Here is a 14,030-nt window from a genome sequence, read left to right as displayed (position 1 = left end):
TTCAGCCTCTCGGTCTGTCTCTCGGCGGCGGTCTGACAGCTCGAGTCCGCTCTCCCGCGCTGGGCCGTCTCGCAGGTTGTTCTCTCCGACGGCGCGCCCCCCCCCCCCCCCCCCCACGGCCGCGGCCGACGCGATCCGTCGCCCGTAAGCCCCGTACCGCCAACCCGAAAGATCCCAGGCAATGTCTGAGAGTCCCGCTTCCGGTGCTTCCTACGCGGCTGCCGGTGTCGACATCGACGCCGGCGACCGCGCCGTAGAACTCATGAAGGAGTGGGTGAAGAAGACCCGGCGCCCCGAGGTCCTCGGCGGCCTCGGCGGCTTCGCCGGGCTCTTCGACGCCTCCGCCCTCAAGCGGTTCGAGCGCCCCCTGCTCGCCTCCGCCACGGACGGCGTCGGCACGAAGGTCGACATCGCCCGCCGCCTCGGCGTCTACGACACGATCGGCCACGACCTGGTCGCGATGGTCATGGACGACATCGTGGTGTGCGGCGCGGAGCCGCTCTTCATGACCGACTACATCTGCGTCGGCAAGGTGCACCCCGAGCGTGTCGCGGCCATCGTCAAGGGCATCGCCGAGGGCTGTGTGCTGGCCGGCTGCGCCCTGGTCGGCGGCGAGACCGCCGAACACCCCGGTCTGCTCGGCCCGGACGACTTCGACGTCGCCGGCGCCGGTACGGGCGTCGTGGAGGCCGACCGGCTGCTCGGCGCGGATCGCATCCGCACGGGTGACGCGGTCATCGCGATGGCCGCCTCCGGACTTCACTCGAACGGGTACTCGCTCGTCCGGCATGTGCTGCTCGACCGGGCCGGCCTGGACCTGGAGGCGCGCGTCGACGAACTCGGCCGCACCCTCGGCGAGGAACTCCTCGTACCCACGAAGATCTACTCGCTGGACTGCCTGGCGCTGACCCGCACGACCGACGTCCACGCCTTCTCGCACGTCACCGGCGGCGGACTCGCCGCGAACCTCGCCCGGGTGATCCCGGACGGCCTGCACGCGATCGTGGACCGCTCCACCTGGACCCCGGCGCCGATCTTCGACCTCGTCGGCAAGACCGGACGGGTCGAGCGCCTGGAGCTGGAGAAGACCCTGAACATGGGCGTCGGCATGATCGCGATCGTCCCGGAGGAGTCCGCGGACGTGGCCCTGGAGACCCTGGCCGACCGCGGGGTCGAGGCATGGGTCGCCGGCGAGATCACCGAGCGCGGCGACCACGCGACCGGCGCAGCCATGGTCGGCGACTACGCGGTCTGAGCTGACCGACGGCAGCACAAAACCCGGTCCGGCGGTGTTGCCCCGGACCGGGTGAGGTGCAGCTGTTCCGGCTATGCGGAAACCGCGAGGGACGCTGCTGTGTCAAGCGCCACGACGTTGCGGCGTAGGACCGGACTCGTCGTCCTCGTCCTCGTCGTCGTCGTTATAGAGATCCGCGTACTGAGCGTACGGGTCGTCTTCTTCCTCGTCGTCGTCCTCGAACGGCTCGCCATTCGGCGGCTGGCTCGAAGTCGAAGCGCCCAGCTCATTGGCCAGACGCGAGAGGTCAGTCCCGCCGCTGCTGTACTTCAGCTGGCGGGCGACCTTCGTCTGCTTGGCCTTTGCCCGGCCGCGCCCCATGGCTCGACCCCCTCGGATACGAGGCTCGGTGGCCTCAGAGTCTTGACACGCGTTCATGATCTGGAACGGACTCTCCGTGGAGAGACCGGTCCGTAGGGCTTCCACGGTACCTGAGCCCGCGCCCATACGGTACGTCGCCCGCAGCACGTGCCGGGCTCCAGGACCCGCGAGGTGCCCTGTACTCGCTGGTCAACCGCGATTTTAACCACTTCTTGGCAGGCGACCCGCCGACGGACGTGAGAGTTCTCTCTAAGTACCCGTCGGCGGGTACCGCTCACCTGTTCCCGGCGGCCGCCTCGTGCATGCGCTGCTCGGCGATCCGGTCGGCCGCAGCGGCCGGCGGAATACCGTCGTCCTTCGCACGTGCGAATATGGCCAGCGTGGTGTCGTAGATCTTCGCGGCCTTCGCCTTGCACCGCTCGAAGTCGAACCCGTGCAGCTCGTCGGCGACCTGGATCACCCCGCCGGCGTTCACCACGTAGTCCGGCGCGTAGAGGATCCCGCGGTCGGCGAGGTCCTTCTCCACACCCGGGTGCTCCAGCTGGTTGTTGGCCGCGCCGCACACCACCTTGGCGGTCAGCACCGGCACGGTTGCGTCGTTCAGGGCGCCGCCGAGCGCGCAGGGGGCGTAGACGTCCAGCCCCTCGACCCGGATCAGCGCCTCCGTGTCCGCGACGGCCCGCACGCCGGTCGGGTGCTTGTCGAGGATCCGCCGCACGGACTCCTCGCGCACATCGGTGATCACGACCTCGGCGCCCTCGTCCCGCAGGTGCTCCACCAGGTGGTGCCCGACCTTGCCGACGCCCGCGATGCCGACCGTACGGCCGCGCAGCGACGGATCGCCCCACATGTGCTGGGCGCTGGCCCGCATGCCCTGGAAGACGCCGAAGGCGGTCAGCACGGAGGAGTCGCCCGCGCCGCCGTTCTCCGGGGAACGCCCGGTCGTCCAGCGGCACTCGCGGGCCACGACGTCCATGTCGGCGACATACGTGCCGACATCGCACGCGGTGACATAGCGCCCGCCCAGCGAGGCCACGAACCGGCCGTAGGCGAGCAGGAGTTCCTCGGTCTTGTCGCGCTCCGGGTCGCCGATGATCACGGCCTTCCCGCCGCCGTGGTCCAGGCCGGCCATGGCGTTCTTGTACGACATCCCGCGGGCGAGGTTGAGCGCGTCGGCGACGGCCTCGGCCTCGCTCGCGTACGGGTAGAAGCGCGTGCCGCCCAGAGCGGGGCCCAGCGCGGTGTTGTGGATGGCGATCACGGCCTTGAGGCCGCTGGCCCGGTCCTGACAGAGCACGACTTGCTCATGACCGCCCTGGTCCGAGTGGAACAGGGTGTGCAGGACGCCGTTGTCTACGTCGGTCACTGTGGTGACTCCTGGGTAAGTGGCGGCGGTTGGAGACAGGCCCCGTAGGGGTGGCGGGTGCCGTGGCACGAGCGTAGGGCCTGCGTGTCGCCGCCATCGGTGCAGTGTTCAGGATCACCTACCGAAGGGGGGTGGCCGTGCGACGATTTGCATAGTTTTCCCGCCCGTTTGTGAGCGGGTTCCGAAGGTTTTCCTGACGGTCGGCGGGGGAGGGAGCAGGCGTGCCCAAGAAGGTGTCCTCGGTGATCGTCCCGTACGCGACCTATCTGCGGGTCTATGAACCGCTGGCCGCCTTCCCGGAGCCGGAGCGCGGCCACTGGGCGCGCTACGCCCGCCGGCCCGACCGTCCGTCGTACCAGGACGAACTGCGCCGCGCCCTGGCCGACTTGCTGCCCATCCCGCCGGTCGCGGTGCCGGTGCACGAGAGTGCCGACGCCTTCGTGGTGGAGGTCGACGGCGTGGTCTGCGTCTGCCCCTGGCGCACCCGGCTGCGCGGCTGGCAGGCCCTGGGAGACCTCGCGGAGGAACTTCCGCCGTCGGTCCTGGACGCCGTACTGCCGCCGCTCGTACGGCACCAGGCCACCCAGGACTACGAGCGCTGGCTGGCCCGCAACCCCGACGCCCGGCCGTGGATCCGCACGGCGACCTGGCAGGTGCCGCTGAACTGGTTCGTGCTCGTCGGGGACGAGGAGCGCCGCTACGACAAGGCCTCCGGGGACGATCCGCCGATGCTCCGCTACCGGACCCCGATGGTGCAGGCGCGGCGGCGCACGGCGCGGGCGCTGCGGACCCTGAAGGACGCGATCGACGACGGGCCGCTGATCGACGGTCTGGTGGACGTGGGGCGCTGGCTGGAGGAGTTCCATCCGCGTTCGCTGGTGGAACTGGACTACGGCGGCCTTGTGCACGTCCTGCCGGCCGGCGAGCTGGCGGACGACCACTCGGCGGCGGACGTCCACGAGGGCATCGAGGCGCTGCGCACTGGGGACGGGGCGGTGGCGGGCGAGGCGTACGGGCGGCTCGTGGAGCGGTGGCGGTCGGTCCGGGACCGGCGTTCGGCGAACTGACGCCCGGGCCGACGAGGCTGACACCTTCGAACAAGTGCGCATAGGATTCTTACGGTTCGTCAACACGGGACGTAGGTCCCGATCCGGACGATTGATGTCAAGGGTGACGGATCGCACGTGCAGATCCCTTGCGCCCCTTGCCCGCCCTCATGCCAAAATAGGACAAGGAGTCCGGGGAGGACTCTGTCCGTCCCGTTGTGGGCGGAATCTCAGCATTGCGTGCTTTGGGGGGTCTCGATGACTCCTGATCATCCTGTGACTGATCGTCACAGTGGTGTGACTGTCCGTTATGGCATGGTCCATCGGCTTCCGTCGCTGATGGACACCTGGGATGGCAATTCCGTCGGTTTGGCCGTAGCGGTTGGACAGATGGTGTAGTTGTAGTGCCGAGGACATGCCGTTCGTCCTATAACCGACTCGACTCGCGTCCGCCATTTCGGGCAACGCGGGTCAAGGTGCAGAATTTAGAGGAAAGAACCGAGAAGGTTCGGTTCTCCCGAGGAGGCCGCTCATGACCGCTCGCACCCCTGATGCCGAGCCGCTGCTGACCCCGGCTGAGGTCGCCACGATGTTCCGTGTTGACCCCAAGACGGTCACGCGGTGGGCGAAGGCCGGCAAGCTCACTTCGATTCGCACGCTCGGCGGACACCGCCGTTACCGCGAGGCGGAGGTCCGTGCACTGCTCGCGGGCATTCCGCAGCAGCGCAGCGAAGCCTGACCAACTGAATAAGGGCGAAACGGCTGGTCCCCCAACCGGTCAAGCGCCCGACAGCACAGCTCCAAGCGACGCGGGTTCTGCCCCAACAGGGCCCACGCCCAACGCTCTTAGACATGTGAACACAGGGTGCGTCGTAGATCGCGCTGGACTCCGCCGGGTCCAGCGCGATCTTTTTTGTGCCTGGTCGTGGGCCGGCGGTGGGCTGGTCGTGGGTCCGTGTGCGCCTCGGGAGGGGTCCTGTGAGGGACCTTGTCGGAGTCTGGGGAGGCCTGTCGGATCTCCTGTGGACCATCGCTCACAGGGGTGCAATTGCACATATTAAATTGACCAGTTGTAGGTGAGTCTTAAGTTCCACCGTTTCAAAAACTTATGCGGTGACACCCGTCACATGCCAGAGGACTTGTTGCCTACGGTCTATGTGCGCTAGGGGAGTTGCTCCGGTGGACCGTCCTGAGGCTCCTGCGGCGGAGGTGAATCCAGGGCCAGCCGCAGCAGGCGGTGGCAGATCGGACAGTGCCGGGTCACATGGCGGTAGGAACTGGCGGCCGACAGATGCGCACGGAGCAGAGCCCGCGTCTCACGCCTGCCCGAAGCCGCCATGCGCCACCTCCAGTGGCCCTGCGGGAACGGGGCCTGGTTTCTGGGTACCGGGCGCCGGCGGCGGCGTCAAGGGGACCGTCTGCGCCCGGCACCGTCCCTGGGGGCCGCGCTCCCAGACCCCCGCTTCGGCCCTGAAGGGGCCTCGTCCTCAAACTCCCCCAGAGGGGCCCCAACGGGCTGAGCAATGCCGGCCGGAGTCGACGGATCGGATCGCCGTGGCCGCACGAAAAAACCCACATCCCGAAGGAAGTGGGTCTCGTTCACTGCGGTCCTGAGGGGATTTGCTGTACCCGATTGCGGCTGCGCCGCGGGCGCGGTCTTCATCCTGATGGGGTGGCGGGCGCGGGGGTTGTCGGTGGGCGCACGAGTAAGGCCCGCGTCTCCGGAGAGTTGCGGGCCCTGGTCGTTCACTGCGGTCCTGAGGGGATTTGCTGTATCCGATTGCGGCTGCGCCGCGGGCGCGGTCTTCATCCTGACGGGGTGGCGGGCGCGGGGGTTGCCGGTGGGCGCACGAGTAGGGCCCGCGTCTCGGGAGAGTTGCGGGCCCTGGTCGTTCACTGCGGTCCTGACGGGATTTGAACCCGCGGCCTCCACCTTGACAGGGTGGCGAGCACTCCAAACTGCTCCACAGGACCTGGTTTCGCGGCACTTGATGGTGCGTTGTGCTGCGAGACGAGACTGTACAGGAGGGTGGCCCGCCTGGTCGAACTCACCCTGTGTGCAGGCTCCGTTACGGCGCGGCGGCGTCGATCGCCTTCACGATCCGCTTGTCGGAGACCGGGTACGCCGTGCCCAGCGCGTGCGCGAAATAGCTCACCCGGAGCTCCTCGATCATCCAGCGGATGTCACGCACGGAGGAGGGCACGGGGCGGCCCTGCGGGAGTTGTTCCAGGAGCCACGCGTACTCGTCCTGCATCTCGTGGACCTTCTCCATGCGGGTCGTGTCCCGCTGGACCCCCGTCGGCATCTGCTGGAGGCGGCGGTCGGCGGCCACCAAGTAGCGCATCAGGTCGGGCAGGCGACGTATCCCGGCCGCCGTGACGAAGCCCGGCTTCACGAGGGCGTCCAACTGCGCCCGTACGTCCGCGAGGTTCGGGAGGAGGGCCGGGCTGTTCGCCGCCTTCAGACGGCGCTCACAGGCCTGCCAGGCGGCCAGCACCTGTTGGACCTGGCTCACTGCCCGCACCGTCGTGTCGACGATCTCCGCCCGCACCCGCTCGTACAGCTTCCGGTACGACTCCTCGTCCCACGCCGGCCCCCCGAAGTCACCGATGAGCTTGTCGGCCGCCGCCAGCGCGCAGTCGTCGAACAGCGCCTGGATCGAACCGTGCGGATTCGCGGACAGCGCGAGCTTCTGCGCGTTGGTGAGCTTTTCGGATGCGAACTTCGCTGGATTGACCGGGATGTTGCGGACGATCAGCCGCCGCGTGCCCTTCCACATCGCCTCCGCCTGCTCGGCCTCCGTGTCGAAGAGCCGTACGGAGACCGTGTCGCCGTCGTCGACCAGCGCCGGGTACGCCTTCACCGGCTGGCCGGCCCGACGGGTCTCGAAGACCCGCGTGAGCGTGCCGATCGACCAGTCCGTCAGGCCCTTCCGCTCCAGGGACTCCCCGCCCTCGCGCTCGGCCGTCGCCGCGGCCGCCTGCGAGATCGCCTGCCGCGCCTTCGGCTTCAGCCGGAGCTTCAGCGCCTCCAGGTCCTTGTCCTCGGCCAGCTTCCGGCGCCGCTCGTCCACGATCCGGAAGGTGATGAGGAGATGGTCCGGCACCTTCGACCAGTCGAAGTCGTCGGCCGTGAAGGGGACTCCGACCATCCGCTTCAGTTCGCGGGCCATGGTGACGGTGAGGGGCTCCTGGAGGGGGACCGCCTGGCTGAGGAAGCGCTGGGCGAAGTTCGGCGCCGGCACGTAGTTGCGGCGGATCGGCTTCGGGAGGGAGCGGATCAGCTCCGTCACGACCTCCTCGCGCAGGCCCGGGATCTGCCAGTCGAAGCCCTCGTCCGTGACCTGGTTGAGGACGTGCAGCGGGATGTGGACCGTGACACCGTCCGCGTCCGCGCCCGGCTCGAACTGGTACGTCACCCGGAACTTGAGCGGGCCCTGCCGCCACGAGTCCGGATAGTCGTCCTTGCTGATGTCGCCCGCGCGCTCGTTGATGAGCATCGAGCGCTCGAAGTCGAGGAGTTCGGGCTCTCTGCCTTCTTCGGTCCGCTTCTGCTTCCACCAGGAGTCGAAGTGGGCGCCGGAGACTACGTGGTCGGGGACCCGCTGGTCGTAGAAGTCGTAGAGCGTCTCGTCGTCGACCAGGATGTCCCGGCGCCGGGCGCGATGCTCCAACTCCTCCACCTCGGTGAGGAGTTTGCGGTTGTCCGCGAAGAACTTGTGGTGCGTGCGCCAGTCGCCCTCGACCAGCGCGTTGCGGATGAACAGCTCGCGACTCGCCTCCGGGTCGATACGGCCGTAGTTCACCTTGCGCTGGGCGATGATCGGGACGCCGTAGAGCGTGACCTTCTCGAAGGCCATCACCGCCGCCTGGTCCTTCTCCCAGTGCGGTTCGCTGTACGTCCGCTTGAGGAGATGGCCGGCGAGCGGCTCGACCCACTCGGGCTCGATCTTCGCGTTGACGCGCGCCCAGAGCCGCGAAGTCTCCACCAGCTCCGCCGACATGACGAAACGCGGGGTCTTCTTGAAGAGCGCGGAACCCGGGAAGATCGCGAACTTGGCGCTGCGCGCGCCCAGATACTCGTTCTTCGCGCCGTCCTTCACGTCCTTCATGCCGATGTGCGAGAGCAGTCCCGCGAGGAGCGAGACGTGCACGCTCTGCTCGGCCGCGTCCTCCTCGTTGAACTGGATGCCCATCTGCTTGGCCACCGTGCGGAGTTGGCTGTAGATGTCCTGCCACTCACGGATGCGCAGGAAGTTCAGGTACTCCTGCTTGCACATCCGCCGGAAGGCGGAGGAGCCCCGCTCCTTCTGCTGCTCGCGGATGTACCGCCACATGTTGAGGAACGCGAGGAAGTCGCTCGACTCGTCGCGGAAACGGGCGTGTTGCTGGTCCGCCTGCGTCTGTTTGTCGGCGGGGCGTTCGCGCGGGTCCTGGATGGAGAGCGCGGCGGCGATCACCATGACCTCGCGGACACAGCCGTTCTTGTCGGCCTCCAGGACCATGCGGGCCAGGCGCGGGTCCACGGGCAGTTGCGCGAGCTTGCGGCCCGTCTGCGTCAGCCGCTTGCGCGGGTCCTTCTCGCCCGGGTCCAACGCGCCCAGTTCCTGGAGGAGTTGGACACCGTCACGGATGTTGCGGTGGTCCGGCGGGTCGATGAACGGGAACTTCTCGATCTCGCCGAGACCGGCCGCCGTCATCTGGAGGATGACGGAGGCGAGGTTCGTCCGCAGGATCTCGGCATCCGTGAACTCCGGGCGGGCGAGGAAGTCGTCCTCCGAGTACAGCCGGATGCAGATACCGTCCGACGTACGGCCACAACGGCCCTTGCGCTGATTGGCACTTGCCTGGCTGACCGCCTCGATGGGCAGCCGCTGCACCTTCGTACGGTGGCTGTAGCGGCTGATGCGGGCGAAGCCCGGGTCGATGACGTACTTGATGCCCGGGACGGTGAGGGAGGTCTCGGCGACGTTCGTCGCCAGAACGATCCTTCGGCCCGTGTGCTGCTGGAACACGCGATGCTGCTCGGCGTGCGAGAGCCGGGCGTAGAGGGGGAGGACTTCCGTGAACCGGTAGTTCTTCTTCGTCAGCGCGTCCGCCGTGTCACGGATCTCCCGCTCCCCGGAGAGGAAGACGAGGATGTCGCCCTTGCCCTCGCCCTGAAGCTCCTCCACGGCATCACAGATCGCGGTGATCTGGTCGCGGTCGGAGTCCTCGGAGTCGTCTTCGAGGAGAGGCCGGTACCGCACCTCCACCGGATACGTCCGGCCGCTCACCTCGATGATCGGGGCCTCGCCGAAGTGCCGCGAGAAACGCTCCGGGTCGATGGTCGCCGAGGTGATGACGACCTTCAAGTCGGGCCGCTTCGGCAGCAGTTGGGCCAGATATCCCAGCAGGAAGTCGATGTTGAGGGACCGCTCGTGGGCCTCGTCGATGATGATCGTGTCGTAGGCGCGCAGTTCGCGGTCGGTCTGGATCTCGGCGAGCAGGATGCCGTCCGTCATCAGCTTGATGAACGTCGACTCCTGGTTCACCTGGTCGGTGAAACGGACCTTCCAGCCGACGGCCTCGCCGAGCGGGGTGTCCATCTCCTCGGCGACCCGCTCCGCCACGGTCCGGGCGGCGATACGACGCGGCTGCGTGTGCCCGATCATGCCGCGCACACCACGACCCAGCTCGAGACAGATCTTCGGGATCTGCGTCGTCTTGCCGGAACCGGTCTCACCGGCCACGATCACGACCTGGTGATCGCGGATGGCTGCCGCGATGTCGGCCTTCTTCTGGCTGACCGGCAACTGCTCCGGATACGAGATCGCGGGGATACGACGGCGCCGCTCGGCCATCCGCTCCTCACCACGGGCCACCTCGGCCTCGATCTCGGCGAGCACGGCGGCGCGCGCCTCCGGCTTACGGATCCTGCGCGCGCCTTCGAGCCTGCGCCCGAGCCGGTGCGCGTCGCGCAGGGTCAGCTCGGTCAGGCGGGGGGCGAGATCGCCGAGGGCGGGGGCGGCGGGAGCGCCGGGGGCGGAGGCGGGGTGCGTAGACATACGCCGTCCAGGATCTCACCTCGCCGAAATTCCTGGCGAATGAATTGGCGGGGGCCGGTTGGTGGGGCCCGGCGGAGGGTCGTGCGGGTGACTCAGGTCGCCTGCGTCTCGCTGGTGCGCTGTGCCGGCGGCGTGCTGGGGGCCGGCGCGGACGGCGGCGCACTGGCCGCCGCGTCACGCCGGCGGTCCGCGTCCTGCGACATCGACTGCGCCGTGTTGGACACGGCCTTGATGCCCAAGTACGCCGTCGTCAGACTGGCCATCGCGGTGAACGCCGAAGTCAGGACACCCACGATCACCGCCCGGTCACCGTTGAGCTGCCACACGCCGAAGATCGCCACCGCGGTGATCCCGACATTGCTGAGAATCACCGCGAGCAGTCCGTACCGAGCCCGCACCTTCTCCAGATCCGTGTCCCGGACACCCCGCGCCTCGTCCTGGCTCATGGCCGATCTCCCCCGCAACTACGCCACCCGGCACCGACAGAGCCGGATCGTATCCCCGGCCCACGACGGGACGACCACGGCCCCTCCACCCACACAAGTCTCCTAGGTCACATGTTCCAGCAATCACTCGATCCGGTGAAGCGCACGCATTCACCAGATCGAACACAAAACGCGATCTAGATTCTTTGTTCGTGAAACTGACGCTGCGGGTCAAGCTGCTGCCGACGCCCGAACAGGCGTCGGCCCTCGAAGCGACCCTGCGCGCCTGCAACGAAGCCGCCAACCACGTCTCCGCCATCGCCCACACCACTGGCACCAAACACAACCGCGCACTCCGCGCCGAGACCTACACCCACGTCAAGCACAACTGGGGCCTCGGCGCCCAAGCAGCCCAGCACGTCATCAAGAAAACCTGCGACGCCTACACGGCACTCACCGGCAGCCTCAAAGCCGGGAACCTCGGCCGACCGGGATCACAACGCCACAAGGCCGCGACCGGCAAACCCATCACCTTCCGCCGCCACGCCGCCCAGCCCTACGACGACCGCATGCTCTCCTGGCAGATGGAACAACGCACCGTCTCCATCTGGACCACCCGAGGGCGCCTCAAAAAACTCCCCTTCACCGGAGACGACCACCGCCTCCGCCTCCTCGCCCTACACCGCCAAGGCGAATCGGACCTCCTGACCCAGAACGGCCAGTGGTACCTCCTGGCCACCATCGACGTACCCGAAGCCCCACAGAACCCCGACCCCCACGGCTTCATCGGCGTCGACCTGGGCATCGCCAACATCGCCACCACCTCCACCGGACACCGGCACAGCGGCCGAAAACTCAACCGCACCCGCGAGAACGACCGGAACCTGCGCACCAGACTCCAGAAAAAAGGCACCCGATCCGCAAAGCGCCGGGCCAAACGGCACGCGGGCAAAGAGGCACGGCGCACCCGCGACATCAACCACAAGATCAGCAAACACATCGTGGCGGAGGCTCAACGCACCGGACACGGCATCGCCCTCGAAGACCTGGGCGGCATCCGCGAACGGGCCCGGCTGAAAAAGCCCCAACGCGTCACGATCAACTCCTGGGCCTTCGGACAACTGGCCGACTTCATCGCCTACAAGGCACGCAGAGCCGGTGTCCCCGTCGTCCACGTCAACCCGGCGTACACCAGCCAGGAATGCTCGCACTGCCACCACATCGACAAACGCAACCGGCCCCGCCAGGCCGTCTTCACCTGCAGGTCCTGCGGCTTCGTTGAGCACGCCGACCTGAACGCGTCCCACGTCATCGGCCGGCGAGGCTGGACGACATGGGTCCGCGGGGCCGAGTCACAGGTCCCTGCCCTCACGGTGGTCGTGTAGGGCTGGATGCGCCGCTGCGCCGAAGCCATCGGCGAGAGCGAGCTGCAAGCCGGGGTTCTTCTCCGGCAGCGGACGCGATCGCTCGTACCCCTGAGTGGCCCGAGTGGTCCGAGCCTGATCCACGAGAGACATGCAAAAAGGCCCCGATCCGAAGATCGGGGCCTTCATTGTGGCTGGGGCCGGGGTCGAACCGGCGACCTTCCGCTTTTCAGGCGGACGCTCGTACCAACTGAGCTACCCAGCCACGAGGCTTCCGGGGAAACCTCAGCGGTCCTGACGGGATTTGAACCCGCGGCCTCCACCTTGACAGGGTGGCGAGCACTCCAAACTGCTCCACAGGACCCAGCTGTTGCGTGCGGACTGGCTGAGCCAGTGTCGCACACGGTGTTGCGTGCCCCCAACGGGATTCGAACCCGTGCTACCGCCTTGAAAGGGCGGCGTCCTAGGCCGCTAGACGATGAGGGCTATCGGCCCGCCTGGGCGCTTCTCAGCGCGTCGGGGACGTGAGAAGCATATGGGATGGCGGGAGGTATCGCCAAAACGGTTTACGGGGCCGAGGCCGAGGGTGTGGGAGAGGGGCTGGGGGACTGCGTTGCGCCCGGCAGGTTCTCCTTCGGGAGGTGGCGGCTGACCTCGGCCGTCGTCAGGCCCAGGCCGCCGAGTTTGATCTCGTCCCAGGCCTGGAGGCGGTGGGTGTCGCGGTCGATGTAGAGGATCGACGCCTCGATGGGGTCGGGGTACTTGCCCTCCACCGCGCGCAGGCCGCTGCCGCCGGTCGAGCCCTCGATGCGGAGGCGGGTGCCGTGCCGCATGACCTCGGTTCCCTCGTGGTGGAGGTGGCCGGCGAGGACCAATGGGACTTCGCCGTCTGTCTGGCGTGCCGCCGACGGTTCGTGGACCAGGGCGATGTCGACCGGCGTGCCGGCGGCCCGCTGGTCGCGGAGGGAGGAGGCCAGCTGGTCGCCGGCGAGTTCCTCGGCCGCGTTGCCGCCCGGGGCGACGGAGCGGTCGGGGGTGAACTGGGGGTCGCCGATGCCGGCGAAGCGTACGCCCGCGACTGTTTCCGCCCGGCCCTCGTCCAGGACGTGCACGTTCTTCATGCGCTGCAGGTAGCGCTGGGTGACGAGGGAGTCGTGGTTGCCCCTGACCCAGACGTAGGGGACGCCGAGGTCGGCGATGGGGTCGAGGAAGCCGTTCTCGGCGTCCGTGCCGTGGTCCATGGTGTCGCCGGTGTCGACGATGACGTTCACCTCGTACTGCTGCACCAGTGACGCGATGATCTTCCAGCTGGCGGGGTTCAGGTGGATGTCCGAGACGTGGAGCACGCGGATCGTCGTCGGGTCCGGCTGGTACGCGGGGAGTGTGGACGTGACGTTGTACAGCTTGGTCACGTTCGTCACCAGGCGGGCCAACTCCTGCTGGTAGACGTCGAATTCGGTGACGATGCTGCGGGCGTTGCCGACCACGGAGGGGGCGGAGGAGAGCAGCCCGGAGAACTTGGGTTCCAGGATGGATTTGGGGTTCCAGGTCGCGTAGGCGGTCGCTCCGGACGCGGCGAGGAGGGTGAGGGCGAGGCCGCCGGCGGTGAGGGCGCGGCGGGGGCGGCGGTAGACGGCGAGGCCGAGGGTGGTGGCGCCGAGGACGACGGCGGTGCAGGAGCGTACGGCGAGGTCGAGGGTGCCGTGTTCGACGTCGTGGGCGACTTCGTCCTGGAGGCCGGAGATGCGTTCGGGGTGGTCGACGAGGGACTGGGAGCGTTCGGGGTCGAGCTGGTCGACGTTGACGTCGAGGCGGACGGGGGCGTGGTGGCTGTCGAGGGTGAGGGCGCCGAGCGGGGAGATGTTGATCTTGGTGCCGCCGGTGAGGGAGGGGCGCAGGGTCATGGTGGTGTTCATGGGGCCGACCTGGGCGCGGACGTTGCCGACGATGAGCAGGCCGAGCCAGGCTCCGACGAGGACGACCATGCAGAGGCCGAGGGCGCGGGGCCAGGGGTGGGGCTGGGGGACGAGTTCGAGGGTGGGGCGGGGGCGGCGGGCGCGGTAGTGGTGGGTCAGGGCGCGCTGGGCCCGGCGGAGGTGGTTCAGGGCTGCGACGGGGACGCTGGCCATTGGTCCCGTATGCCCAGGAGTGGGGGTGGGTATGCGGG

Annotated in this window: 10 protein-coding genes and 4 tRNA genes; 4 read left to right on the top strand and 10 right to left on the bottom strand. The window is 68.3% G+C overall.

Annotation, left to right across the window (positions count from 1 at the left end):
* Positions 1-181 precede the first annotated feature (181 nt).
* Entirely contained in the window at positions 182-1,255 is a 1,074-nt protein-coding gene (gene purM / locus ACFXC1_RS44830; RefSeq protein ID WP_381254516.1) for a phosphoribosylformylglycinamidine cyclo-ligase, read from the top strand.
* 102 nt (positions 1,256-1,357) lie between these two features.
* On the opposite strand, the gene ACFXC1_RS44825 is transcribed toward purM, so the two are convergent.
* Positions 1,358-1,615, bottom strand: coding sequence for a DUF3073 domain-containing protein (locus ACFXC1_RS44825; protein ID WP_381254513.1), 258 nt, complete (start codon positions 1,613-1,615; stop codon positions 1,358-1,360).
* 274 nt (positions 1,616-1,889) lie between these two features.
* The gene (locus ACFXC1_RS44820; RefSeq protein ID WP_381254510.1) at positions 1,890-2,981 is read right to left on the bottom strand and encodes a Leu/Phe/Val dehydrogenase; all 1,092 of its coding nucleotides are present in this window, start codon (positions 2,979-2,981) and stop codon (positions 1,890-1,892) included.
* 221 nt (positions 2,982-3,202) lie between these two features.
* Between ACFXC1_RS44820 and ACFXC1_RS44815 the strand changes: the two genes are divergently transcribed.
* Together ACFXC1_RS44815 and bldC are read left to right on the top strand one after the other, a co-directional pair.
* Entirely contained in the window at positions 3,203-4,048 is an 846-nt protein-coding gene (locus tag ACFXC1_RS44815; RefSeq protein WP_381254507.1) for a hypothetical protein, read from the top strand.
* Between the two features lie 511 nt (positions 4,049-4,559).
* Positions 4,560-4,766 (top strand): developmental transcriptional regulator BldC, encoded by a 207-nt coding sequence (gene bldC / locus ACFXC1_RS44810; protein WP_003949541.1) that lies wholly within the window; start codon positions 4,560-4,562, stop codon positions 4,764-4,766.
* Positions 4,767-5,189: 423 nt separating this feature from the next.
* On the opposite strand, the gene ACFXC1_RS44805 is transcribed toward bldC, so the two are convergent.
* The 4 genes from ACFXC1_RS44805 to ACFXC1_RS44790 form a co-directional block, all read right to left on the bottom strand.
* Positions 5,190-5,366, bottom strand: coding sequence for a DUF6274 family protein (locus ACFXC1_RS44805; protein ID WP_381254504.1), 177 nt, complete (start codon positions 5,364-5,366; stop codon positions 5,190-5,192).
* A 560-nt stretch (positions 5,367-5,926) separates the two neighbouring features.
* Positions 5,927-6,001: transfer RNA gene (locus ACFXC1_RS44800), tRNA-Asp, on the bottom strand.
* Positions 6,002-6,096: 95 nt separating this feature from the next.
* Positions 6,097-10,074: an ATP-dependent RNA helicase HrpA gene (gene hrpA / locus ACFXC1_RS44795; protein ID WP_381254501.1), complete on the bottom strand. Its 3,978-nt coding sequence runs from the start codon at positions 10,072-10,074 to the stop codon at positions 6,097-6,099.
* A gap of 92 nt (positions 10,075-10,166) precedes the next feature.
* Complete coding sequence (locus ACFXC1_RS44790) at positions 10,167-10,520, bottom strand: hypothetical protein (protein ID WP_381254500.1); 354 nt, start codon at positions 10,518-10,520, stop codon at positions 10,167-10,169.
* 191 nt (positions 10,521-10,711) lie between these two features.
* On the opposite strand from ACFXC1_RS44790, the gene ACFXC1_RS44785 reads away from it, so the two are divergent.
* On the top strand, positions 10,712-11,884 hold the full coding sequence (locus tag ACFXC1_RS44785; RefSeq protein ID WP_381254497.1) for an RNA-guided endonuclease InsQ/TnpB family protein: 1,173 nt from the start codon (positions 10,712-10,714) through the stop codon (positions 11,882-11,884).
* Between the two features lie 170 nt (positions 11,885-12,054).
* On the opposite strand, the gene ACFXC1_RS44780 is transcribed toward ACFXC1_RS44785, so the two are convergent.
* The 4 genes from ACFXC1_RS44780 to ACFXC1_RS44765 form a co-directional block, all read right to left on the bottom strand.
* Positions 12,055-12,128: transfer RNA gene (locus ACFXC1_RS44780), tRNA-Phe, on the bottom strand.
* Between the two features lie 24 nt (positions 12,129-12,152).
* Positions 12,153-12,227: transfer RNA gene (locus ACFXC1_RS44775), tRNA-Asp, on the bottom strand.
* Between the two features lie 49 nt (positions 12,228-12,276).
* A tRNA-Glu gene (locus ACFXC1_RS44770) sits at positions 12,277-12,349 on the bottom strand.
* Between the two features lie 80 nt (positions 12,350-12,429).
* A complete protein-coding gene (locus ACFXC1_RS44765; RefSeq protein WP_381254494.1) occupies positions 12,430-13,992 on the bottom strand; it encodes a metallophosphoesterase family protein in 1,563 nt (520 codons plus the stop codon).
* Positions 13,993-14,030 lie beyond the last annotated feature (38 nt).

Source organism: Streptomyces hokutonensis (assembly GCF_042751305.1).
GTDB lineage: Bacteria > Actinomycetota > Actinomycetes > Streptomycetales > Streptomycetaceae > Streptomyces > Streptomyces hokutonensis_A.
Note: the sequence above shows the minus strand (reverse complement) of the source record. Positions and strands in the feature narration are given on the sequence as shown.

Bases quoted from the DNA above. Each gene is read 5' to 3' on its own strand.
- purM (WP_381254516.1), top strand. From the start codon at position 182: ATGTCTGAGAGTCCCGCTTCCGGTGCTTCCTACGCGGCTGCCGGTGTC.
- ACFXC1_RS44825 (WP_381254513.1), bottom strand. From the start codon at position 1,615: ATGGGGCGCGGCCGGGCAAAGGCCAAGCAGACGAAGGTCGCCCGCCAG.
- bldC (WP_003949541.1), top strand. From the start codon at position 4,560: ATGACCGCTCGCACCCCTGATGCCGAGCCGCTGCTGACCCCGGCTGAG.
- ACFXC1_RS44805 (WP_381254504.1), bottom strand. From the start codon at position 5,366: ATGGCGGCTTCGGGCAGGCGTGAGACGCGGGCTCTGCTCCGTGCGCAT.
- hrpA (WP_381254501.1), bottom strand. From the start codon at position 10,074: ATGTCTACGCACCCCGCCTCCGCCCCCGGCGCTCCCGCCGCCCCCGCC.
- ACFXC1_RS44790 (WP_381254500.1), bottom strand. From the start codon at position 10,520: ATGAGCCAGGACGAGGCGCGGGGTGTCCGGGACACGGATCTGGAGAAG.
- ACFXC1_RS44765 (WP_381254494.1), bottom strand. From the start codon at position 13,992: ATGGCCAGCGTCCCCGTCGCAGCCCTGAACCACCTCCGCCGGGCCCAG.